Raw genomic sequence first — 21,849 nt, 5'->3', positions numbered from 1 at the left:
GAACCACGGCTGGCCGATCGACGACTGGCTGAATCGTCTTCCGCTTGATCGCGTTGGCGAGATTCATCTCGCCGGTCACGAGCGTGCCGAGGATGACGCAGGCGATGCGTTGCTGATCGACAGCCACGGCGGTCCCGTTTCAGAAGCTGTCCTTGACCTTCTTGTCCAGGTCACTGCGCTTGCCGGCACCCGACCGGTGCTGATCGAGCGCGACAACAATGTGCCGCAACTTGCCGACCTGCTGCAGGAGGTGGGCTCCGTCCGGAGCCGCCTGGCCGCGCCGACGAGCTTCGAGGTAGCGTGATGCAGGCGCTCTTCGCCCAAGCACTGCTGGATCCTGGAGTTAGCGTTCCAGTGTTCGTGAATGCTGCAAGCGGGCGCTTCAACGTCTACCGAAACAACTATCTGATTACGCTGCGCAACGCGCTACGGTCGACCTTCCCGGCTGTGGAGCGCCTTGTCGGCGAGGAGTTCTTTGCGGCTCTTGCCTGCGCCTTTGCAGAGCGCCACCCACCCCAATCCCCGATCATGGCGCGTTACGGTGATGCCTTCCCTGGGTTCATCGAGACATTGCCGACCCTGACGGAATTCCCTTACCTGGCCGATGTGGCACACCTCGAATATGCGCGGGTGCAAGCCTACCATGCCGCTGACGCCAAAAGCTTTGGCATCGATAGCGAGGCTGCGGCAACTGCGGCGCTGGATCATCCGGCAATGTTGCATCCATCTGTCCGCATCATCGCGTCGGCCTATCCGACGCATTCGATCTGGCAGGCTCAGGTGAAGGAAGGCGACCCAGTCCAACCTGACTGGCATTCGGAGACCGTTCTGGTCTGGCGGCATGGCTCATTCGACCTAGTTGAGGCGACGCCGGTTGATGCGCTGACCCTGGAGCTTCTCGGACACATTGCAACCGGCCGAAACCTCGCAGCACTGCTTGGCGATTGCGCCGATCAAAGCGCTGCAACGCTTCTCATTACCCGCTTCCTCGAACTGGCTTCTGCTGGCGTTCTCGTGCCCACCCAACCTACTGACCACGGAGAAAATCCATGAGCGAACAATCCAGCACCACCAAAGCCTTCGCAGGCCCGATCGCGCTTCTCGACAGGATTCCGTCCGACCTGGTGCAACTGGCCCTGCGCGGCGGACTTGCCGGAATCTTCTGGAGCTCGGCCCGAACCAAGGTCGATGGACTGCTGACGATTTCCGACAACACCTACTACCTCTTCGAGGAAGAATACCGCCTGCCGTTCATCGCTCCGGACATTGCTGCCCATCTTGCGACCTACACCGAGCACCTGCTGCCGGTATTGCTGGTACTGGGGCTCGGCTCGCGATTGGCCACACTCGGACTGTTCATCATGACGCTAACGATCCAGTTGTTTGTCTATCCCGACGCATTCCTCTCCACTCATTTCGGCTGGTTCGCGCTCGCTCTCGCGATCATGGGCCGCGGTCCAGGGCGGATCTCGATCGATCACCTGATCAGGGGAAAGCTGGGCCACTGAGGCCTGCAGGCGCGCCTAGTTGATCAACCGGTTCGCCCGCAGCCGCTCTGCCGCAAGGTCAACAAAGGCGCGCACCTTGGCGGAGGCGCGCCGACCTTCGGGGTGGACGATGTGGATGGGCAGGGGCTCCTGCTCGAATTCCGCCAAGACAGTCTGTAGGCGCCCCGCAACAAGGTGTTCGCCGATCTGGTAGGAGAGCACGCGGGCCAATCCCCATCCGTCCAGGGTTGCGCGAATGACTGCATCATAGGTGCTGCAGAACAGGCGCGGCTTGACGTGGACGCGCTGCTTCTGATCCTGACCGAACTGCCAATCGAGCGCCGCGAATGACCCAGTAGCCGTGGTAATGCTGTGGAGCGCCAGATCGGTCGGCGTTCGCGGAACGCCGTGCGCGGCAAAGTAAGACGGGGCACCGCAGATCACTTGTCGGACTTTGCCGACCTTGACCGCGCTCTGGCTGGAATCCGGCAGATGGCCGATGCGGATCGCGACATCGATACCCTCGTCGACCAGATTGACGACGCGGTCGACGAACAGCCCCCTGATCGTCACCTCGGGATTCCCGCGCAGGAACTCGGTCAGGATCGGGACCATAAACTGCTGACCGAACAGAACCGATGCCGTGACATTGAGCACCCCTGTCGGCCGTACGTAAGAACCTGAAGCGGCAGCTTCCGCTTCTTCGACTTCGGCCAAGATTTTGCGGCAATCCTCGAAGTAGCGGCTTCCTGCTTCGGTCAGCCGAACCACCCGCGTCGTACGGGTAAACAGCCGCGTCCCGATGTGGTCTTCCAGCGACGAGACGGCGCGGGTTACGGCGGGCGGGCTCATGTGTAGTTGCCTGGCGGCCTCAGCGAAACTGCTGGTTTCCGCAACTTTGACAAAGGTCTGCATTGCCTCAAGTTTTGCCACGCTGCGCTCCGACTTCCCGATCCGAGCAATGTTGCCCGGTCTCGCATCGTGCTGCAAGACTATTCCGAAAATCGGAACAGTGCTTTGACTTTTATCCGCGTTCAGTTCGGCCGTCGCTAGATCCAGAAGGGGGGTGCAAGAGGCCCAGTACCGACCCCCCCGCTGCGGCAAGTGCACCCTGGAGATACCCTGATGAAGCTGTACTACCACCCACTGTCCGGCCATGCGCACCGCGCCCACCTGTTCCTGTCGCTCACCCAGACCCCGTTCGAGCTGATCGAAGTCGACCTCGCCAAGGGCGCGCACAAAGCGCCTGAATTCCTGACTTTGAACCGGTTCGGCCAGGTTCCCGTGCTCGATGACGAAGGCACCGTGATTGCCGATTCCGCCGGGATCCTGATCTACATCGCGAAGAAGCATGGCCTGACCGACTGGCTACCCAATGATCCGGTCGAAGCGGCCGCTGTGCAGCGCTGGCTTTCGGTGGCTGCCGGTCAGATCGCTTTTGGTCCAGCCGCTGCCCGCCTGATCACGGTGTTCGGTGCGGGCTTCAACGCCGACGAAGTCATCGGCCGGGCCCACGCCGTCCTCAAGACTATCGACGAGGAGCTGGCTGGAAGGCAATGGATCATCGGCGGCAACAAGCCGACCATCGCCGATGTCGCGCTCTACAGCTACATCGCCCGCGCGCCGGAAGGCAATGTCGACCTGGCCGCCTATGCAAATGTCGCCGCCTGGCTGAGCCGCGTCGAAGATCTGCCTGGCTTCGTGCCGTTCGTGAAGACCCCCGTGGGTCTGGCCGCCGCGGCTTGACCCTGCACACCCGGCTGCTCCGAGAGGGGCGGTCGGGTGCCCCCATTTGAATGGACAAGTAACGGTACCGACCGTGCTTCAAGAAAGGTCCACAATGACCAAGAAAGTACTGCTTTTGCTGGCGGATGGTTTCGAGCCCCTCGAAGCAGCCGGATTTACCGACGTATTCGGGTGGGCCGCGATCGACGGTCTTGAAAAGGTCGAACTGGTGTCAGCCGGTTTCAAATCCCCGCTGCGCGCGACCTTCGGCTTCTCGGTCATACCGGAAAAACTAGTCTCGGAGATCGATCTAGATGACTTCGATGCCCTGGCAATCCCCGGTGGCTTTGCGCGCGCCGGCTTTTACGACGATGCCCTGTCTGAAGCGTTTCTCGACGTCATTCGCCATTTCGATGCCCGAGACTGCGATGTTGCGTCCGTCTGTGTCGCTTCGCTCGCGCTGGGTGCTGCCGGCGTAGTGAAGGGCCGCCGCGCCACCATTTACCATCAGGTCGGCGGCAAGCGGAAGGGCGAACTGGAAGACTACGGCGCGCGGTTTGTCGACCAGGCCGTGGTCGAGGATGGCCGCGTGATCAGCTCAACCGGTCCCGGTACCGCGATCGAGGTGGCCCTACGGCTGCTGGCCAACATGACTTCGCCAGAAAACGCCGCCCACATCCGCGCCAAGATGCGCGTGCCTGATCTGGACCATTCCTGGTTAAACCGGCCGCAGGTCTGACCTGCGGCCTCCATTTTCCTTTAGCTCGCAAGGTCTGCCATGCATTCGAACGACGAAATCCCGGCGGGTTCGCCCTTTCATAGCGGTGAGATCGAGCTTCAGCGCAAACTGGGGGTTGCCGAACGCATGGACCAGTTCGGGCGGCGCGTGATCCGCGATCATATGCCGGAGCAACATCGCGACTTTTTTGAACAGCTGCCTTTTCTGGTCGCCGGCACGGTCGACGCAACGGGCGATGTCTGGGCAACGCTGCTGGCCGGAGAGCCAGGATTTGCCCACTCGCCGGATCCCCGCCAACTGACTATCACATTGCCGATCGACACCAACGATCCGGCGATAAGCGGAGAGGAGGCGGGCGGGGCCATTGGCATTCTCGGCATCGAATTGAATACCCGCCGCCGTAACCGAATGAACGGGGCGATTGCGTCGATTGGAGAAGGCGGCTTTTCTATCGCGGTGGAGCACAGCTTCGGCAATTGCCCACAGTATATTCAGACCCGCAATTGGCATATGGTCAGGCGAAGCGATCGAGTTGTGCCGGCGGAACAGCTGACCGCGCTCGATGATGCCGCGCGGGTCATGATCACCGGCGCTGACACCTTCTTCGTGGCATCTTACATCGATCTGCCGGATGGCCGACGCCAAGTCGATGCTTCGCACCGCGGCGGCAAGCCGGGCTTTGTTAGGATCGATGCCCAGGGCAAGTTGACCATTCCCGACTTTGCCGGGAACCTGCACTTCAACACGCTCGGCAATTTCCTGCGCAACCCGCGTGCTGGGCTGGTTTTCGTCGATTTCGATAACGGCGACATGCTGCAATTGACAGGCGATGCCGAGGTGATCCTCGATTCACCTGATATCGCGGCCTTCCAGGGCGCAGAGCGGCTGTGGACTTTTGTTCCGCGCAAACTCGTGCGTCGCAAAGCCGTGTTTCCGCTGCGGTTCGACTTCCTCGATTGGTCGCCAAATTCGCTCATGACCGGTGACTGGGAGCAGGCCGAGCAACGCCGCAAGGCGGCGGAGCGCGGTTCCACCTGGCGGCCACTGCGCGTGGCCAAGATCGTCGATGAGAGCAGCGTGATCCGCTCGTTCCATCTCGAGCCCACAGATGATGCCGGGCTGATCGCCAACCTGGCCGGCCAGCACCTGCCGATCCGGGTAAAGCCGAACCCGGAAGCGGGAGAGCTGCTCCGCACCTACACCTTGTCGTCTGCCCCTTCGGACGGAACCTATCGGATCAGCGTTAAGCGCGAGGGTTTGGTTTCAAAGCACCTTCACGACACGATTTCGGTGGGTAGTTTGATCGAGGCCCGGCCTCCTGCCGGCAGCTTCACGATCGACGCCGTCGAACGCAGGCCCGCCGTGCTGATGGCCGCTGGCGTCGGGATCACGCCGATCCTGTCGATGCTGCGCCATGTAGTCTACGAAGGGCTCAGAACCCGCCGGGTCCGTCCAACAACCGTGTTCTACGCCGCGCGTAGCAAGGCCGAGCGGGCATTCGATTCCGAGCTGCGCAACCTTGCTGAACTGGCAGGCGGCGCGGTGCGGATATTCCGTCTGCTCGAAGACACTGCCGACGCTGAGCGCGGCTCCGACTATGAAGTGAGCGGCCGGATCGACATGGATTTACTGCGCGGAACCCTTGGGTTTGACGACTACGACTTCCTGATGTGCGGCCCGCCGCCGTTCATGCAGGCGATCTACGATGGCCTACGCGGGCTAAACGTAGCCGATAGCCGCATCCATGCTGAAGCCTTTGGCCCGGCATCGCTGAAGCGTAAGATTGACGAAGGGACCGGCGTGAAGCTGCCTGCGGCTGCAACCGGGCCAGTCCCGGTTGCCTTCGCCGCCTCGGGCAAGGAAGCGCGTTGGACGCCTGAGGCGGGAACGTTGCTCGAGCTGGCCGAAGCGCGCGGCCTGTCACCGGAATTCAGTTGTCGCGGCGGAAGCTGCGGCACCTGCAAGACGAAGATCGCTGCCGGAGCCGTGACATATCCAACCCAGCCTGTTTTCGAGACGGCAGAAGATGAGGCGTTGATCTGCTGCGCTGTCCCTGCTGCGCCCGAAGGGCGCCAGCCGGATCGGCTGATCCTCGACCTCTAGGCCAAATATCCATTATTACGTTCATCGCAAGAGTGAGTTCATTTTTTTCGCTGTTCTTTCAATCCGGCAGATGGCGCAAAAGTGGTCATCGGAAATGATCCGAACCCTCAAAGGAATCCGCCATGTATTTCCTGCTGACCGACTTCGACTACCTTTGGCTCATCGCCGACCTGGATTGAACCGACCCGGCCGCGGTCTCGAACCCCCGGGCCCTGCCGCCCCAGACCGACTTATCTCTCCGCCGAGGGTCTCGCCCCGCCACGCCTGAGCGGCGGACGACGCGCACGCCCCCCCCTGTGTCGTCCGCCCCCTTTTCCAGATCGGAGCCTGCCCCATGTCCCGTCCCCCGCTGCCACCATTCACTGCAGAAACTGCTGCCGAGAAAATCCGCCTGGCCGAGGACGGCTGGAACAGCCGCGATCCCGCCCGCGTCGCGCTTGCCTACACACCCACCTGCCAGTGGCGAAACCGCGCCGAGTTCGTCGCCGGGCGCGCGGAGATCGAAGCCTTGCTGACGCGCAAGTGGGCCCGTGAGCTCGACTATCGCCTGGTCAAGGAGCTGTGGGCACATGATGGCAACCGCATCGCCGTCCGGTTCGCCTACGAATACCACGATGACAGCGGTAACTGGTTCCGGGCCTATGGCAATGAGAACTGGGAATTCGATGCCGACGGGCTGATGCGCCGCCGTATCGCCAGCATCAACGAGCACCCAATCACCGAAGCCGAACGCAAGTTCCGCTGGCCACTGGGCCGGCGTCCGGACGACCATCCTGGTCTGAGCGAACTTGGCCTTTGATCGCGAGGATGGAGAAGAGCCATGCGTGCCAACTTTGAATGTCTGAATGAAGATCTGGCGTGGCAACGCCGCTACTTCTTCGCCTGGATCGCGCTCGTTTTTTACGGCTGCGTGGCCTTCGCGCTCGGCGAAACCGGCGCTCTGGCCTTTGCCGCGCAGGGCTTGTTCTTCGCTGCGGTCTTCTCGGTGATACTTTGGCCGGTCTGCGCGGCCTTCCAGTCTGATTGTGATCGCCATGGACACCGGCGCCGGAAGCCCGGATCATGATCGAGGTTTTTACCAGTCCCACACCCAACGGCATCAAGGTTCCGATCGCCCTCGAGGAACTCGGCATGCCTTATACAATCCACCGGGTCGATCTGAGCCGCGGCGGCGCTGCCGTGCCCGAACTCGTAGCGATCAATCCCAATGCCAGAATCCCGGCGATCATCGACCGCACGGAAGCTGGACAGGCAGTACCGGTTTTCGAATCCGGTGCGATCCTGCTTCACCTTGCGCAGCTGAAGTCCGGTCTGTTGCCCGACTCACGCGAGGCGCGCGCCGCTACGCTCAGCTGGCTGTTCCTGCAAGTCGCGGGACTTGGACCGAATTTTGGGAACGCTGGTTACTTCCTGCGCAACGATCCCTCAAACCGCACCGCGATCGAGCGGTTCGGCGGCGAGGCAAAGCGTCACCTGGAGTTGCTTGAGCAGCGCCTTTCGCAGTTCGAGTGGCTAAATGGACAGAGCTATTCGATCGCCGACATCGCGCACTTTGGTTGGGTTCGGATCGCAGGGTATGCAGGCCTGAACCTGAGCGACTATCCGGCGACCAGTCTCTGGGTTGCCCGCATAGCAGAACGTTCGGCCGTTCATCGCGCACTAGCGCGCTTAAGCTCTTAGGAATCAGCGACCACCTATGCCTCAAAAGCAACTGAGCGATCGTCTGCTACTGCAGATTGAAGTCGCGCTTGACCAAGATTGCGACTGTAGTCGAACCTTATCCAGCCAGGAGAAGCGCGCGGACCGGCTGGGGCTGACCCGGGCGGAAGTTGACGCCGCGAGGGCTCGACGCGGCTTCGATGTTCACACGGCCGCCGCGATCGATTTTGCCTGTGCAATGGCGTCTCATGACCAGACGCGGATCTTCGCAGCGTCGGTCAAAGCGCTGGGGGTTGGCCTCTCTATGGACCAGCTCGAGCTGATCGCAGCGGTTTCGATAACCAAGTCGATGGCGGCCACAGAGCACTGAACAAGAAGGTAATGCCTGCCCAAGCGCAGGTCATTTTGGAGCGATTAATGAACCGCCGCACCTTTCTCTATACTCTCTCCGTTGGAGGCAGCCTAATGATTGCAAGCAAGTCCGCGTCCGCCATGCCGATCGAACAAGACGCAACAGTGATATTTGCTGGGGTCGAGGTGCCCTGTCGCATTTCGCAAGCGAGCGGACAAGTCCGCGGCCTCGTGCTCTTGCTTCCAGGTTCCCTCTACAGCGACGTTGATGGCAACTATCCTTCCATGAACATGCGTCCGCACGCCTATGCTGATCTTGCACGGCAACTCAGCGATCGCGGCTTCACTGTCCTTAGGATGGCGAAGATCGGACCCGGGACAGGGTCACGCACCCTAGATGCTGAGGCCGCAAAACAGCATACCGATTTCCGCACTCGGGTTTCGGTAGCGGAAGCAGGGCTGAAATTGCTTCTCAGTACTGTCCCGGGCAAGTCTGTGTTTGTTGCCGGGCACAGTGAAGGGGCAGTCGTTGCCTCTTTGCTTGCCGGGAGCCCTGCTGGCACTCTCATCGATGGTGTAATAAGCCTTTCAGGTCCAGCGCTGCCGTTGCTCTCGATACTTCGCGGCCAAGTAGCCAGCATGGCGCCGCCCGGAACCGTGCCCGACATGTCGGTTTTCGATCGGACAGTAGCTGCTATCCGCAATGGCGAAGAGTTGCCGGCCGAGGCCAGATCGAATCCACAGACTATGATGTTGGCCTCGATGCCGGAACAGGGCTTGGCCTACTTGCGCAGCATCGATCGAATTGACCCAACTGCCGCGATCTCACATGTGCCGCAAAGGATGCTCCTTATTCAAGGAGAGCGCGATGAATCCGTTCCGCATCAGCAAGTCGAAATGCTCAGGGAAGCGCGTGGCCGCATGCCGACTGCAGTGGCAAAGTTCCCGAACCTGACTCACTTCTACAAGGTCGGGTCCGAAGGGATGTCGCCGATGCAGGTAATGGGCCTCGAAAGTGAAAGCGACCCCGCGGTGGCAGACACGATCAAAGACTGGATAGAAGAAAGGCGCCGGTAAGGAAAGCGAACTGCCCAGTGGCATGATCCTGCATTTCGGCAGGGCCGATGTCCCGTAATTCATGCAATTGCGGGACAGAAGTTTGCGGGAACAAAGGTGTGCCATCGCGAGCAACTTGCGATAAGTTCACTGCAGCGGGTGTCAAAACGTACTGGCCCGTTCCGCCGGGGGTGAGCTCATGGGCAAACGTGTGCTGGTTCTCCTGTCAAATGGCTTTGAAGTCATGGAGGCAGGCTGCTTTAGCGAGATGCTTGGTTGGGCATCTATCTATGGCGACACACAATTCGAGCAGCTCTCCGTTGGCCTGCGTAGCCCGGTAAAGACCACGTTCGGCTTCGATGTTCTCCCTGAAGCGCTACTCGACGAGATTAATCCGGATGACTTCGACGCGCTCGTCATTCCGGGTGGTTTCGGCGATGCAGGCTTTTATGAAGAAGCCTTGTCCGAGCCGTTCCTGACTGTCATTCGGAGCTTTCACAGCCGGCGGGCCCCAATCGCAGCGGTCTGTGTAAGTGCGCTATCTCTTGGCGCTGCCGGGATCTTGGAAGGTCGACGAGCAACGGTCTATCATCAGGTCGGTGGAAAACGGAAAGCCGAACTGGAAGGCTACGGGGCAATCTTCGTTGACGAACCGCTGGTCATCGACGGAAACCTGATGACTTCGACCGGTCCGGGCACGGCCGTCGAAATCGCCCTTAAATTGCTGGAGGTGTTATCGACGCCGCAATTCGCTAAGGAAATCCGTGAACGCATGCGCGTGCCAACCCCTAGCCTGGCTTGGTATCAAGCAGCACAGGTTTAAGTTGGGAGCGGCCGCGTAGCTTCTGCCAAACCGGTTTCGGTGGCTATGCTTTGCAGGTCAGTCAATCGCGGGAGTGCGACATTGCGGTCCTGCGACCGACGAAGCGATCAAAGCGCTCAAACTGATCAATACTGCGCTCAGCGACCCACCGGCAAAGGCAGCGTTGAAGGCCATCTGCCAGCGGAACATTAGTTCCGACTGCGGAACATGGCGGATCGTCGGGATGATTTTGGACATGTATATTCCCCCACCCGATCCGCAATGATGTCCAGGCAAGCCAGATGTCATTGCGGATCGGGGTTGTGGTTGGGAGGCCGCTTTGCCGAGCGTCAGAAGTTGTAACTCACGCCAACGAGCGTCTGGTGTCGATCAAACTGACCGCCATTGTTGCCGAAGTCGCTGTAGCGGTATTCTGCGCGCGCCGAAATGTGGTCAGTGACCGCATATTCAACACCGCCTCCGACTTGCCAGCCGTCAAGGTTTTCCGATGCACGCAAAGCGCGCCAGTTTCAACGAGCACGGAGTGTCGATCATAGAAAGATCGAAACGGGAACATAAATCGTACAAAATGCACGGTCAATCACAATTTTGTAGCTGACAGCGCCCATCCGAGGCACGACGCTGACACAGGTCCGTCCACCGACGATGCCCAGGCCGGGGATTGTTCGCGATTGCCGTCCGCCAATCCACAGAGCGACGCCTTCTTCGCTGTTCCCGGCACAGAAATTCGCTGTTAGTCCGCAGACGGTTGCCTGATCGTATTGCTGAAATTCCCTGTTCTGCGCGCAGGAAATATGGCTCAGGAAAGGGCAGAATTCTGCGGGTTTGAAGGCCTCGGTAGAGTTAGATTAGGCCCAAAAAGATACTTCTCCCTGTAAATTCCCTGTTTAACAGAAAAATCAGGGAGAGACCGGTTGGCGGCGGACTGCGTCGCGCACCAGACAGTCCCGGACATTCTCCAACCAGGCAGCGAGCAAAGTCGCCCCGAAGTGGGACGGCCGGTGCGTTATGGTTACCGTTGCTTAACAATGTTGGGCAATTGCGTATGATCACAAGATCATGGTTCGCATCGCCCCTCATATCAAAGCCTTGAAGCTCCTGGCCGTTGGCAGCTGCGCAATGGCGGGGGCAATGTGGGCAACGCCATCGCAGGCTGATCCCGAAAAGATCACTATTCTTACGCCGCTGGCGTTGCGGTTCGGGACCTTCGCCGTGCCCACTACGGGATTCCGCGAAGTCACGGCTTCGGGAACGATTACCAGTTCGGGAATAGTTTCGCTGGACGACAGTGGTGTCGGTCCGGCGCGTTTCGTCATCGAGTACGATCGCGGCAACAACAGCAAGCGGAGGCTCGACCTGAAAATCGAAGTGGTTCTTTCAAGCCCGGCGGCATTTACGCAGGGCGGTCTATCGGCCCGATTGAGCCGATACCAGACGGACCTGCCCGGATACGGCCTGGTTCAGGCGGGGCAGGTCATCAGTATCGAGATTCCGAACTGCACTACCCGCGTTTGTTCGCGCAGCTTCAGCCTGGGCGGGCGACTCGACGTCGACCGCAGTTTTGGCGGGGGACTGGTCGAAATCCCGGTGCCGATCGATGCGACAGTCATCTCCGTCAACTAACCCTGTTTGGCGGCGCGGTGTATTTGTCACCGTGTCGCTGGCCTGCGTCGCTGTCGCGACACCGGCTTGCGCTGGCGACGGGACGAGCGCCACGGCCACCGGAAGCGCGGCAGCATCGATCGTACAACCAATCACGGTTCGGGCGCTTGACGATCTGCTGTTCGGCACATTGGCCATAGGGCCCGATGCCAGTGGTGCGATTTCGGTCGACCCGGAAAGCGGCAGTGTCGCCTTTCTTGGAGCCTTGAGAAGCGTGTGCGGAACCGGCGGTTGCCAGGCCCACCCCGCGATCTTCGGCGTCACGGGGCAACCGGGGCGTCGCTACCGTATCGACGCGCCCGCTTCGGCGATGGCCAGCCAAGTCGACGGTATTGGGCCGGCCTTGCCCGTCGTCGATATACGCGTGTCAGCCAACAGCCTGCCGGGAAGCCCCAACATCGGACTGCTCGACTCGAACGGGGAAGATCGTTTCCGCCTGGGTGGGACGCTGCAGGTTCCGGCCGGCAGTGCCGCCGGATTCTATCGTGCAGATGTAGAGGTGGTTGTCACCTATGACTAACCCTCTCTTAATTCCTCACGTAAAACCCCGTATCTGTGCGGTTTCCCCTCCGTAAGGGTTTCTTAAGCGCTACGCAGTATCCCCTATCACTGCACCGGCCAGGGCTGGGCAAAAAAGTATATCCAGGGGACACCAAATGAAGAAGCTTTTGCTGGTGGCAGCTGCCACCACTTTCGCAGTCCCGGCCGTCGCTGCGCCGGGCAACACTGCCACCGCTACCGATGGTTCGGCTACCGCGCAGATCGTCGCTCCGATTGCCATCACCCACGTATCGGGTGAATCGCTGAACTTCGGCATCATCGTACCGGATTCGGCCGGTTCGAGCGTCGTTTCGATCACCACCGGCGGCGCTGGCTCGGTTCCCACTGGCAACGCTGTCGTTGTCGACGCCTCGGCCCAGCAGGCTGACGCCTTCGACGTGACCGGCGATGCGAACCGTGGCTTCAGCATCTCGACCACCGGCGGTACCGTCAGCAACGGCACCCAGACGATGGCTTTCTCGACCTCGTTTGACACGACTGCAGGTTCGGGCACGCTCAGCGGGACCGGTACGGCCAGCTTTACCGTTGGTGGCGACCTGACGGTTGGTGCTGCCCAGGCAGCCGGTACCTACACCGGCAGCTACAGCGCGACGGTGGCCTACAACTGATCGCATGAGGATCGGCCGCGATCCCGCTCTTGAGGATCGCGGCCGCGCCTTGCGGGCAGGGTAAGCTTGCGAGCAACCCAGATGAAGCTCTCAACCACCCTCCTCGCCAGTCTCGCGGTGGCAATGCCAACCGCAGCGATCGCCGCACCCGGCGACAGCGCAGCGACACCCGGCACATCCGAAGCCCGGATCGTCGAGCCGCTGGCGCTGCAATCGATCTATGACCTGCGTTTTGGAACCTTCATCCAGCCCACGACGGCTGGAACGGTGACGGTTGCCTCGAACAGCACGGTAACCACCACCGGGGGGCTCGACCCTGCCATATTTCCGACAGGACGCGGCGCATCCGGCTTCCTCGTCCATGGCACGGCGAACCGCCAGTTCGTGACCTTCCTGCCGACCACAGCTACCGTTTCCAACGGAACGGCAACGATGGTAGTCGACAATTTCCGCAAGAATGGCGGCTCAGGCCCCAATCGGCTCGACCTAAACGGCTACTTCGTTCTGCATGTCGGAGGCCGGCTCAACGTCAGCGCGAACCAGGCCCCTGGAAATTACTCGGGGACTTTCACGGTTCAGGTTCTTTATAACTAAATTAACCATATTAGTGAAAACCCCTAGGTCGTATCGCAACGATCAGGGGCCACCCATGACATTCGGGTCGAAATTTCCTCGCCGCAACCTGCCTGCAGTGGTTGGTGCACTCGCCTGCCTGCTCGCGGTCGGTCCGGTTGGCAGTCTCGCGCAAGATGCAGCCACTGCGGTTCCGCCACCTCCATCGGGCTCGGTCAGCGGTTTCGGCGACGTAAACCTTTTTCCCAAGCGCGTTGTCATCAATGGTGCCCGGGACATCGCCAATGTCGGGCTATACAACAAGACCAATGAGACCGGCGACTACGAGATCAAGATCGTCGACATGGCCATGCGGCCCAACGGCGATATCATCGCCTTCGACAACGGGTTGGATGAACAGACCAAGGCGCGTGTGAAAGTTGCCAGCTCGATGCTGCGCTACTCCCCGCGCCGGGTCACCCTGCGCGGCAGTGAATCGCAGATCGTGCGCATTCTGGCCCGTGCCGACGCCAATCTCCCCGCTGGCGAATATCGTTCGCACTTCACCGTGACCTCGCTGCCCGAAACCGAAGGCTTCAGTATCCAGAGCGCCGTCGGGGTGCAGACGCCAGACGGCATTGGCGTAACCATCCGCCCGCGCTTCGGGATCGCCATCCCGGTGATCGTGCGCATTGGCGCCACCACGCTGGACGTCGGGATCACCAATGCGACGGTGCTGACCGCACGGGATGGCAGCAAGGCAGTGGCCCTTACTGTCACCCGGTCAGGCTCGCGCTCGGCGTTTGGCGACATAGTGGTCAAGGCGGCAGGTGCGTCTTCCCCGATCGCGATTTCGAGGGGTGTGGGCATCTATCCCGAGCTCGACAGTCGCCAGGTAATCGTGCCGATTTTCCCGGAGACTGACCCGCGCTTCCTGACCGCGGGCACGCGATTGACGATCGAATTCGTCGATGATGACTACGCACCGGGCAACAAGCTCGCAGAGCATGTCTTCACGGTGCCGTGAGCAGCCGGGTTTTCGTCCGTGGTGCAGGCACCGTCTGCCTGATCACGGCCGCTCTCGGCTTCGGCCTGGCAACCGACAAGAGCGACGACAAGACGAAGGCACCCCCCGGCCCTGAAGAGGGCGGGAAAAAACGCGACGGCCGGCTTCTGCGGACACCGTTGCCAACGCCGGGCTTCGGCATGACCAGCCCTTCCGGTGAACCGATCCCCGATTCATCCTTCGCAGTAAGGACCAAGCGTTCCGAACTGCTCGGCTCTGCCAGCACCAGCTGGGCGGGGATCCTCCCGATGGCCACCCGGCCCGACCTGCCCGCACTACCGATACCCCCTGTCGAAACCGGCGTGCCGGAGCTTGTCGCTGCTGCCTCAGCCGCAACCGAAGCCGACGCTGCACCGAACCTTGCGGTGAGCGATGCATCGGCACCCGAAGCCCTTCCGGATTTGCCGGAACCAGTTGCCTCCCTTGCCCAGATCTCTTCGGTTGCGTCGATTATTCAGGCAGCTCCCGTCGAACTGGCCATTCCCGACGCAGTCGAACCCGAAACGTCGCCAGGACAATCAGTCGATCCGGTCGAGCCGGAACCCGCCCCGGCATTGGCGCAAGTCCAGGGACCCGACCAGCCGGATAGCTTCGCCACCGCCTTCGTCGCTCCGACGTATGACTTCACACCGATCGCCGATACGGTCGACGCGGCCCGACCCGCGCCGCTCGCGCCGCCGCCGCCTCCCGTTGAGGTAGCCACACCCGCCCCGGCACTGCCACCGCTCGATGAGGCGCCGAACCCTGAACCCGTCGCCGAACCGGCACAGCCTGTCGCCATCCCGCCAGCCCCGGCAGAACCCGAACCGGCATCCGCGCCCGACACACCCGCCGCACGGGTTGCAGTGGAGCAAGCGCCAGAACCGCAGGTAGCGCCGGAACGGGCCGCTGCAGCACAAGCGCCCGCGCCATCGAGCCAAGTCACTGCGGAGCAAACGCCAGTCGCATCGCTCGCACAGCCAGCCACGCCTCCCCCAGCGGCGCGGGTAGCCCCTTCCGGATCGTCGCCGGTCGTCCTCGTACCGGTACCGACGCGTCGCTCGACGCTCCAGCTGGATACACCGAGACAGCCAGCGACGAAGGACCCTGCTGCCGCAGCGCCTGCTTCCTCGCCACCTCCGCCGCTGGCGCCCGTCGCCCAGACCGACGGGATGGTGGAAAGCTTCGCCCCGGGAACTGTCATTCGCCCGGCGAGTGCAACACCGACCGCCGCACTGGTCCCGGCGGCGCGGAAGGAATCGACCCTCGGCCTGCCCGGCAACAGCCCGTCCGGCGTACTCGATGCGAACGGAGCGACCATGAACCCGACCGGGGCGTTTAGCGGCGCGCCCGGACTTGCCTACACGCCGGCAGCCGGCGAGCCGCTGATCACCTATCAGGATGAACTGATCCTCGAAGTCCGCGTCGACGGTTTCGAGGAAACCGACACCATCATCGCCTATGGTACGCGCTCGGGTCTGTACCTGCCGCTCGGCACCATTGCGCGCATCCTCGATCTCGCGATCGTGGTTGGCGACGAGGGGCGCTACGCCGAAGGCTGGATCCTTAGCGAAGACCGGACAGTCGCGATCGATGTCGAGGCCGGGACTATCACGATCCCCGGCAAGACGATCCCGATCAACCGCGTGCTGGCGAGCAATTTCGATGGCGAGATGTACCTGCGGCTCGACCAGTTCAGCACGCTGTTTCCGCTCGAGGTCAAGATCGATCTGCGCGCGCAGGCCGTGCTCATCAAGACGCTTGAACCCTTTCCCTTCGAGGAACGCCGGGCCCGCGAAGCACGCCGGGAGAAGCTCGCCGGTCGTGCAACAGGCGGGGCCCGCGACGATTTCGAACGGGTCGACCTGCCTTACGAGGCTTTCTCGATCCCGACCGCAGACGTGGAGCTGCGCGCCATCTCGGATTCGGCGAATGGTGAGCGGGTAGAGGGCGACGTATTGCTGACCGGCGACCTGGGATATCTGAGCGCCGAAGCCTATCTCAGCGCCGATACCAAATACGGTCTGACCGCCGCGCGCTTCCAGGTGGGTCGACAGGATCCCGACGCCGAGCTGCTCGGCCCGCTTTCGGCAACATCCTTTGCGCTTGGCGATGTATCGACCACTTCGATGCAGCTGGGCCTGCGCAGCATCTCGGGCCGCGGCATCACGCTGACCAATGCACCGTCGCAACAAACCTCGGTGTTCGACAAGGTCGACCTGCGCGGGATCCTGCCCGACGGCTACGAAGTCGAGCTCTACCGCAACGATATCCTTGTCGGCTCCACCCGCGATGCGGTGAACGGGCAGTATGAATTCCTGCAGGTCCCGGTCGACTTCGGTCTCAACGTGTTCCGGTTGGTGTTCTTCGGACCTCAGGGTCAGCGCAGCGAAGTGGTCCAGCGGATCAGCGTTGGCGATGGCCGCGTGCGCGAAGGCCAACTGGTCTACAGCCTCGACGCCGCGCAGAAAGGGCTCAACCTGCTCGGCGTCACCCCACCCAACTTCGTGGCACCCGGGGATTATGGCGATTGGCGGGTCGCGGGCCAGCTGGCCTATGGTCTCAGCTCAGGTCTCACCACCATGTTGGGCGGCTCGTGGTTCCAGAGCGAGGGCGAGGATCGCTGGATCGGCACCGCCGGCGTCCGCACCAGCATTTCGGGAATTGCCGTGAAGGCCGATTTCGGCGTGGCGAATGGCGGTGCCTATGCCTTTGGCGGCGGCATCGCCAGCCGCTTCGGCCGGTCCGCGATCACTCTCAGCCACACCGAATACAGTGGGCTGTTTCCCGATGAAACCAAGTCGATCGGGCTCAGCTTCCTGCGCCGCGCGACCGAGCTGGACTTCAACACCAGCTTCAAGCTGGGCGACGACATTACCGGCCTGGTCGTCCCGCTGACGGCGCGACTGCGCAACTATGTCGACGTCGATGGTCGCAATACCCTGCTTGCCGGCTTCCGCGCCTCGACCCGCCTTTCCGGCCTGCTGGTGTCCAATACGCTCGACTATTCGCGCAGCAGTGGCGGCGATCTCGAAGCCAACACCCAACTCTTCGGCAATTTCGATTTGGCTACACTGGGCCGATCCAAGACCAATGCGCGCGTTTCGCTGGGCTACCAGCTCGCGCCGCAGACCGATCTCGTCAACGCCTCGTTCGAGATCAACCATGCGCTCGATGACCGAACCTCGCTACGCGCATCGGCAGGCTATCTGTTCAGCGAACATGCACCGGTGTTCGGCATTTCTGGCGTGCGCGAATTCGACAAGTTCACGCTCGCACTCGATGGCAATTACAACTTTGTCGACAACAGCTACTTCGTCGGCCTCCGGATCGGGTTCGGGCTTGGCCGCGACCCCCTGCGGCATGATCTTTTCGTCGCACGGCCGGGCGTCGCCAGCAGCGGGGGCGCAACGCTGCGTGCCTTCCGCGATCGCGACGGCGACGGTACTTACGGCCCCAGGGACGAACTGCTCGAAGGGGTAACCTTCGCAACCTACAATCAGACGGCCAAGTCGGGTGCGGACGGTGTCGCTCGGGTCAATGGCCTTGGTGCGGGGCGCCCGGTCTCGGTCCAGCTCGATCCCACATCGCTGCCCGATCTCGACCTCGCCCCGGCCAAACCCGGCCTCGAAATCGTTCCTCGCGCAGGTCGCCTGCAACCGCTCGACTTTGCGGTGGTAGCCCTGAGCGAAGTCGAAGGAACGGCACGCTTCGAAGATGCGAGCACCGGCCGTGGCGTTTCGGGCGTCCGGCTCCATCTGGTCGACGAGAAGGGCAAGATCGTCGCCTATTCGAAGACCGAACTCGATGGTTATTTCTTCTTCGAAAGGGTTCCCCCGGGGCAATACCGCCTGCGGATCGACCCCGAACAGGTCGAGCGCCTTCAATTGTGCCCGATCGAACAGGAGGCCGTGTTCGTCGGCTATGAAAGCAGCATCGTGAACCGCGATATTGCGATCGACAGCTGCGCGACGGGACTTATCGCGCGCCGTCAGTAACTCGTGTCACAGCTGGCTGAGCGGCCACCACGGTCCGCCACCGCGTTCCGCCTTGTACCGCCCCAGATCGCGCAGTCGCGCCATGAAGGCCGGCTTGAACATCTCGTCCTTCTTGAAGTTCTCACCCACATCGCTGGGGAATGTATCGTATTGATCCGCGGTGGTGAGCAGGATTTCGCCATAGGGATTGCTGAGCCTGAGCGCGGCGATCGCGCCGATCTCGCTTTCGTTGACCAGCAGATCGTAGCCGCGCTGGCCATTCTTGAGCGGGCCGGAGCTGGTGTTCAGGCGTGGGTCCGGCTTGCGCACGGTGGGTCCGTTACGCACCACATAGACCTTGGGCGCGTTCTGGCGATATTCTTCGGCGAAGGCTTCCTGGGTAACCGTATCGGTCTTCATGATGCCCCTTTGGGCCATGCCGGCACGGACTTCGCGGTCAACCAGGGCCATGGCGCGATCGAAGAAGACCGAACGGCGCACCCCGCCATCGTAGAGCGACAGGGCCTTGCCGTCGGTCCCGGCGACGCGCAGCTGCTGGTGGAACACGGGCATGGCCGAAGATCCCATGGTTGCGGCGGCCAGCGCCTCGGTCGCGTGCTCCATGTTCCTGGCCTTGTTCACCAGCTCGCGCAGGTCGGCGTAGCGGAATATACCCCGCTCTGCCTCGACGAAGCCGGCATAGCCGGCGACGCTCGATGCGCCGATAGCTTCCACCAACCGGTAATCTCCAGCAGGCGCCAGCGCTTCGATGACCCGCTTGCGCAGCGGCGCAGTCCCGGCAGCCGAACCGAACAGCGGCACTTTGACTAGTCCGGTATTGTTGACGACATCGCTCTCACGCTCCGGTGAATAGCCCCACACCAGACGGTCCAGCGCATAGCGGCGCATGTCCGGCGTCTGCTTGGGATCGAGCGCAACCATCAGCATCAGCGTCTGCAGCGAGCCGGTCGAAATGCCGGTAATAACCCCGATATTGGCAAGCGCCAGTTCCTCTGGCCCACTCTGGCGGCTCAGCGTATCGAACAGACCAGCACCAAAAGCGCCCCATTGCCCCCCGCCAGAGAGCAGCAGCACGTTGCATTCGGGCTCACCTTCCTGCTGGTGACACAGCACCGCATCGCGGATCGCGCAGGAGAGCGGATCGTCCATCCGGCACTGCTCAAGAGCAGTCGCATCGCGCTGGACATCGCGGATGATCGGCCCGGGATCGCCGTCCATCACATGGGTGTAAAAGCCATCGACTTCGAACAGCAGTGCGCCGCGTCGGAATACCTTGAACACGACCAACCCGATCGAAACCAAGGCAACGATCGCCGTCACCGCGCCAAGAATGAAGTTCAGCATGCGTCCCTCCCCAACCCAGCGCAGACAATGCGCTGAAATTGTGAGGAATTCAATCAGCCATGCGCGCCGAACTCGTTGGCGATCGCGGTCGAGATGCGCAGGCACAGGCGATAGGCATCGTCGATCGGGTCGATGTATTGTACGCGGATCGCGGCATAGCCCTCACCTTGCCCGCGGGGGTATTCGCCCGGCTCGTCCAACGTGAAGTCCTCCTTGCGCGGGAAGCTCACAGGATAGGCCCGGCGCAGCTGGGCCAGCGCATCCTCGATCCGCAGCGAGAAGACCATTTCGAGCACATCGGTGCGGCTGATATCGTTGGCACGGCTGAACGCCGGAACCGACACTGCCTTGAGGAAGATGTGCTGCAGCAGGGCGAGACGGACTGCCTGCAATACGCCGATCAGGCGGCGGACGCCCTCACGCTCGGGATGCGGATCGTCATCGGGCACCAGGGCGAGCAAGCGGTGGAGCTTGAGCGCATCGACCCGCAGGCGTGAGGCGAGCCGCCGGAATACCCCGTTGCGATCGTCGGTGATGAGATACTCGGCCAGTGCCTCGCTGGCTTCGGCAAGGTGATTCTCCGTCCCACGGTAGGGACGGCTGGCCCAATAGGCCGAATTGAACAGCTCGCCATAGGCGGCGACGGTCTTGATGCTGGCGAGGGCATTGGAGGCCCGCACCAGGCGCATGATCTGTCGCCCGCGCGCGCTCTCGTCGAGCAGGGCGGCGATATCTTCGTAATTGCTCTCGGCCGCGCTGCCGACCCCGGCGATGATATTCACCGGATAGCCGAGCTGCTGGAGGATGGCATTGTGCGGGATCGCGCGAATCTGGCGCAGGTTCATGTCGCGATCGGCCGCGAGGTCCGATTGGCGGCGCGACTTGCGGCTGCCGGTTTCATTGAGCAGCCCAAGGCCGAAGGCGGTGATCGCCCGGCTGTAGGTCCGGCTGGCAAGGTGCTGCTGCTGGTGCTCCTTGATCGCGCGGTAGAAATCGAGGCTGAGGTCGGTCCGCCGATAAAAGGGATCGGTCGGCGCATCGGCATCGGTATGCGCGGGGCTGTATTCGACGATGCTGGTCAGCGTGGCGAGCGCCAGCTCGGGCGTGGCGAAGAACAGATAGCCGTCGCCGCCCTGGAAACTCGCCTCGGGTTCGAGCCGGATTCCCGCCCGGGCGAACCGGCGCTGCGTCCACGGTGACAGCGGCCATTCCAGCCGGTCCTCGAAGCTGGATGGGTGCGCGCCACGCCCCATGCCCTCGCCATGCGTGTCGAAGATCAGCGCCGCGACATCGGTCAGCCCGTTGGCTGCCATGGCCTCGGCAAAGCGGCCCTGCAGGCGTTCGATGGCCAGGCTCGCCGGGATCTGGCCGACGAAGCGCCCGGCATCGGAGAAGCCGGTCTGGATCGAAACCCGCCCGCGGCGGCGGGCATAAGCGCGGTAATCTTCCTCGGCGAGCAAGGCATCGAGGAAGCGGCCGCCATGCTCCAGCGCGGTTTCGGTCTCGAACAGCGGCGAGACGTCGACCTTGTCCTCGATCCCGAACTGGCGCGCGAAATACAGCGCCGCGAGCACGGTGGCGGGCTGTTCGCATTCGGCCACCAGCATGCGGATCGGTGCATCGGCATCGATGTGCTTGAGGATCTGCGCCATGGCGAGGAACTGGCGCACCGCGGTCGAGCTTTCGACCGCGAGGCTGGCGAAATTGGCACTGACCGGCTCAACCCCGGCGAGCAGTTCGCGCAGCGCGGCGACCGCACCGCGACTGCCCAGATCGATACCCGCGGCATCGCCCAGTCGCTGACGGATGGCATTGTGCAACTGCTTCGCGTTCACCCGGAAATGGATCCAGCCCATGCCCAGCCCGTCGGCGCGCATCGCTGCAGCAAGGGTTTTCAGCTGTATCGCGCGATCGGGTGCGGTGTCGCGCGCTTCCGCTTCCAGCGCTTCGATCAGCGGAGCCAGGCTCAGCAGCTTGTGCGGATCGTCTTCAGTCAGGCGGTTGGCGGCGGACGAAAGCGCTTCGGGGGTCGAAAGGTCAGCGGCGAAATCGGCGGCGCGCGCTTCGGCATAGGCGAGTGCAGGCCGCAAGCTGTCGAGCAGCGCATGCCCGGGATCAATTGCTTCGAGGGAAGCG

The 21,849-nt window shown here is 62.2% G+C and carries 23 protein-coding genes; 18 read left to right on the top strand and 5 right to left on the bottom strand.

Going from position 1 to position 21,849, the window contains the following annotated elements; translation table 11 throughout:
* The 3 genes from AAFM29_RS00115 to AAFM29_RS00105 all read left to right on the top strand — a co-directional run.
* The coding region (locus AAFM29_RS00115) for a DUF692 family multinuclear iron-containing protein (protein ID WP_341710784.1) at positions 1 to 304 on the top strand (304 nt) is incomplete at its 5' end.
* Positions 304 to 1,053 carry a DNA-binding domain-containing protein gene (locus tag AAFM29_RS00110; RefSeq protein ID WP_341710783.1) on the top strand — a complete coding sequence of 250 codons (750 nt, stop codon included), beginning with the start codon at positions 304 to 306 and terminating at the stop codon, positions 1,051 to 1,053. The genes AAFM29_RS00115 and AAFM29_RS00110, both read left to right, overlap by 1 nt.
* Positions 1,050 to 1,508: a DoxX family protein gene (locus tag AAFM29_RS00105; RefSeq protein WP_341710782.1), complete on the top strand. Its 459-nt coding sequence runs from the start codon at positions 1,050 to 1,052 to the stop codon at positions 1,506 to 1,508. Before AAFM29_RS00110 ends, AAFM29_RS00105 begins: the two co-directional genes overlap by 4 nt.
* Before the next feature lie 15 nt (positions 1,509 to 1,523).
* Here the strand turns inward: AAFM29_RS00105 and AAFM29_RS00100 are convergent, their stop codons facing one another.
* Positions 1,524 to 2,402, bottom strand: coding sequence for a LysR family transcriptional regulator (locus AAFM29_RS00100; protein ID WP_341710905.1), 879 nt, complete (start codon positions 2,400 to 2,402; stop codon positions 1,524 to 1,526).
* A gap of 210 nt (positions 2,403 to 2,612) precedes the next feature.
* Here AAFM29_RS00100 and AAFM29_RS00095 point away from each other — a divergent pair, with 210 nt between their 5' ends.
* The 9 genes from AAFM29_RS00095 to AAFM29_RS00055 all read left to right on the top strand — a co-directional run bounded on the left by AAFM29_RS00095 (position 2,613) and on the right by AAFM29_RS00055 (position 9,943).
* The gene (locus tag AAFM29_RS00095) at positions 2,613 to 3,233 is read left to right on the top strand and encodes a glutathione S-transferase (protein WP_341710781.1); all 621 of its coding nucleotides are present in this window, start codon (positions 2,613 to 2,615) and stop codon (positions 3,231 to 3,233) included.
* A gap of 94 nt (positions 3,234 to 3,327) precedes the next feature.
* Positions 3,328 to 3,951, top strand: a complete 624-nt coding sequence (locus tag AAFM29_RS00090; protein WP_341710780.1) for a DJ-1/PfpI family protein — start codon at positions 3,328 to 3,330, stop codon at positions 3,949 to 3,951.
* Positions 3,952 to 3,990: 39 nt separating this feature from the next.
* A complete protein-coding gene (locus AAFM29_RS00085) occupies positions 3,991 to 6,054 on the top strand; it encodes a pyridoxamine 5'-phosphate oxidase family protein (protein ID WP_341710779.1) in 2,064 nt (687 codons plus the stop codon).
* Positions 6,055 to 6,388: 334 nt separating this feature from the next.
* Positions 6,389 to 6,853 carry a nuclear transport factor 2 family protein gene (locus AAFM29_RS00080; protein ID WP_341710778.1) on the top strand — a complete coding sequence of 155 codons (465 nt, stop codon included), beginning with the start codon at positions 6,389 to 6,391 and terminating at the stop codon, positions 6,851 to 6,853.
* A gap of 21 nt (positions 6,854 to 6,874) precedes the next feature.
* Positions 6,875 to 7,120: a hypothetical protein gene (locus tag AAFM29_RS00075; protein WP_341710777.1), complete on the top strand. Its 246-nt coding sequence runs from the start codon at positions 6,875 to 6,877 to the stop codon at positions 7,118 to 7,120.
* Positions 7,117 to 7,734, top strand: coding sequence for a glutathione binding-like protein (locus tag AAFM29_RS00070; protein WP_341710776.1), 618 nt, complete (start codon positions 7,117 to 7,119; stop codon positions 7,732 to 7,734). The genes AAFM29_RS00075 and AAFM29_RS00070 overlap by 4 nt, the downstream gene beginning before the upstream one ends.
* A gap of 16 nt (positions 7,735 to 7,750) precedes the next feature.
* On the top strand, positions 7,751 to 8,083 hold the full coding sequence (locus AAFM29_RS00065; RefSeq protein ID WP_341710775.1) for a hypothetical protein: 333 nt from the start codon (positions 7,751 to 7,753) through the stop codon (positions 8,081 to 8,083).
* 47 nt (positions 8,084 to 8,130) lie between these two features.
* On the top strand, positions 8,131 to 9,141 hold the full coding sequence (locus tag AAFM29_RS00060; protein WP_341710774.1) for an alpha/beta fold hydrolase: 1,011 nt from the start codon (positions 8,131 to 8,133) through the stop codon (positions 9,139 to 9,141).
* Between the two features lie 178 nt (positions 9,142 to 9,319).
* Complete coding sequence (locus AAFM29_RS00055; protein ID WP_341710773.1) at positions 9,320 to 9,943, top strand: DJ-1/PfpI family protein; 624 nt, start codon at positions 9,320 to 9,322, stop codon at positions 9,941 to 9,943.
* A 57-nt stretch (positions 9,944 to 10,000) separates the two neighbouring features.
* On the opposite strand, the gene AAFM29_RS00050 is transcribed toward AAFM29_RS00055, so the two are convergent.
* Both AAFM29_RS00050 and AAFM29_RS00045 read right to left on the bottom strand, forming a co-directional pair.
* Positions 10,001 to 10,180 carry a hypothetical protein gene (locus AAFM29_RS00050; RefSeq protein WP_341710772.1) on the bottom strand — a complete coding sequence of 60 codons (180 nt, stop codon included), beginning with the start codon at positions 10,178 to 10,180 and terminating at the stop codon, positions 10,001 to 10,003.
* 92 nt (positions 10,181 to 10,272) lie between these two features.
* Positions 10,273 to 10,440: an outer membrane beta-barrel protein gene (locus AAFM29_RS00045; RefSeq protein ID WP_341710771.1), complete on the bottom strand. Its 168-nt coding sequence runs from the start codon at positions 10,438 to 10,440 to the stop codon at positions 10,273 to 10,275.
* 562 nt (positions 10,441 to 11,002) lie between these two features.
* On the opposite strand from AAFM29_RS00045, the gene AAFM29_RS00040 reads away from it, so the two are divergent.
* From AAFM29_RS00040 to AAFM29_RS00015, 6 genes are all read left to right on the top strand, one after another.
* Positions 11,003 to 11,566 carry a DUF4402 domain-containing protein gene (locus AAFM29_RS00040; protein ID WP_341710770.1) on the top strand — a complete coding sequence of 188 codons (564 nt, stop codon included), beginning with the start codon at positions 11,003 to 11,005 and terminating at the stop codon, positions 11,564 to 11,566.
* 31 nt (positions 11,567 to 11,597) lie between these two features.
* Entirely contained in the window at positions 11,598 to 12,125 is a 528-nt protein-coding gene (locus tag AAFM29_RS00035) for a DUF4402 domain-containing protein (RefSeq protein ID WP_341710769.1), read from the top strand.
* Between the two features lie 136 nt (positions 12,126 to 12,261).
* Entirely contained in the window at positions 12,262 to 12,774 is a 513-nt protein-coding gene (locus tag AAFM29_RS00030) for a DUF4402 domain-containing protein (protein ID WP_341710768.1), read from the top strand.
* Positions 12,775 to 12,855: 81 nt separating this feature from the next.
* Positions 12,856 to 13,368: a DUF4402 domain-containing protein gene (locus tag AAFM29_RS00025; protein WP_341710767.1), complete on the top strand. Its 513-nt coding sequence runs from the start codon at positions 12,856 to 12,858 to the stop codon at positions 13,366 to 13,368.
* Between the two features lie 55 nt (positions 13,369 to 13,423).
* Positions 13,424 to 14,353, top strand: a complete 930-nt coding sequence (locus tag AAFM29_RS00020) for a hypothetical protein (protein WP_341710766.1) — start codon at positions 13,424 to 13,426, stop codon at positions 14,351 to 14,353.
* Positions 14,350 to 18,369 (top strand): hypothetical protein, encoded by a 4,020-nt coding sequence (locus AAFM29_RS00015; protein ID WP_341710765.1) that lies wholly within the window; start codon positions 14,350 to 14,352, stop codon positions 18,367 to 18,369. Before AAFM29_RS00020 ends, AAFM29_RS00015 begins: the two co-directional genes overlap by 4 nt.
* A gap of 6 nt (positions 18,370 to 18,375) precedes the next feature.
* Here AAFM29_RS00015 and AAFM29_RS00010 read toward each other — a convergent pair whose 3' ends face one another.
* Together AAFM29_RS00010 and AAFM29_RS00005 are read right to left on the bottom strand one after the other, a co-directional pair.
* Entirely contained in the window at positions 18,376 to 19,713 is a 1,338-nt protein-coding gene (locus AAFM29_RS00010) for a patatin-like phospholipase family protein (protein WP_341710764.1), read from the bottom strand.
* A 53-nt stretch (positions 19,714 to 19,766) separates the two neighbouring features.
* On the bottom strand, positions 19,767 to 21,849 hold a 2,083-nt coding region (locus AAFM29_RS00005; protein WP_341710763.1), incomplete at its 5' end, for a phosphoenolpyruvate carboxylase.

Source organism: Erythrobacter sp., from assembly GCF_038133525.1.
Taxonomy (GTDB): domain Bacteria; phylum Pseudomonadota; class Alphaproteobacteria; order Sphingomonadales; family Sphingomonadaceae; genus Qipengyuania.
Note: the sequence above shows the minus strand (reverse complement) of the source record. Positions and strands in the feature narration are given on the sequence as shown.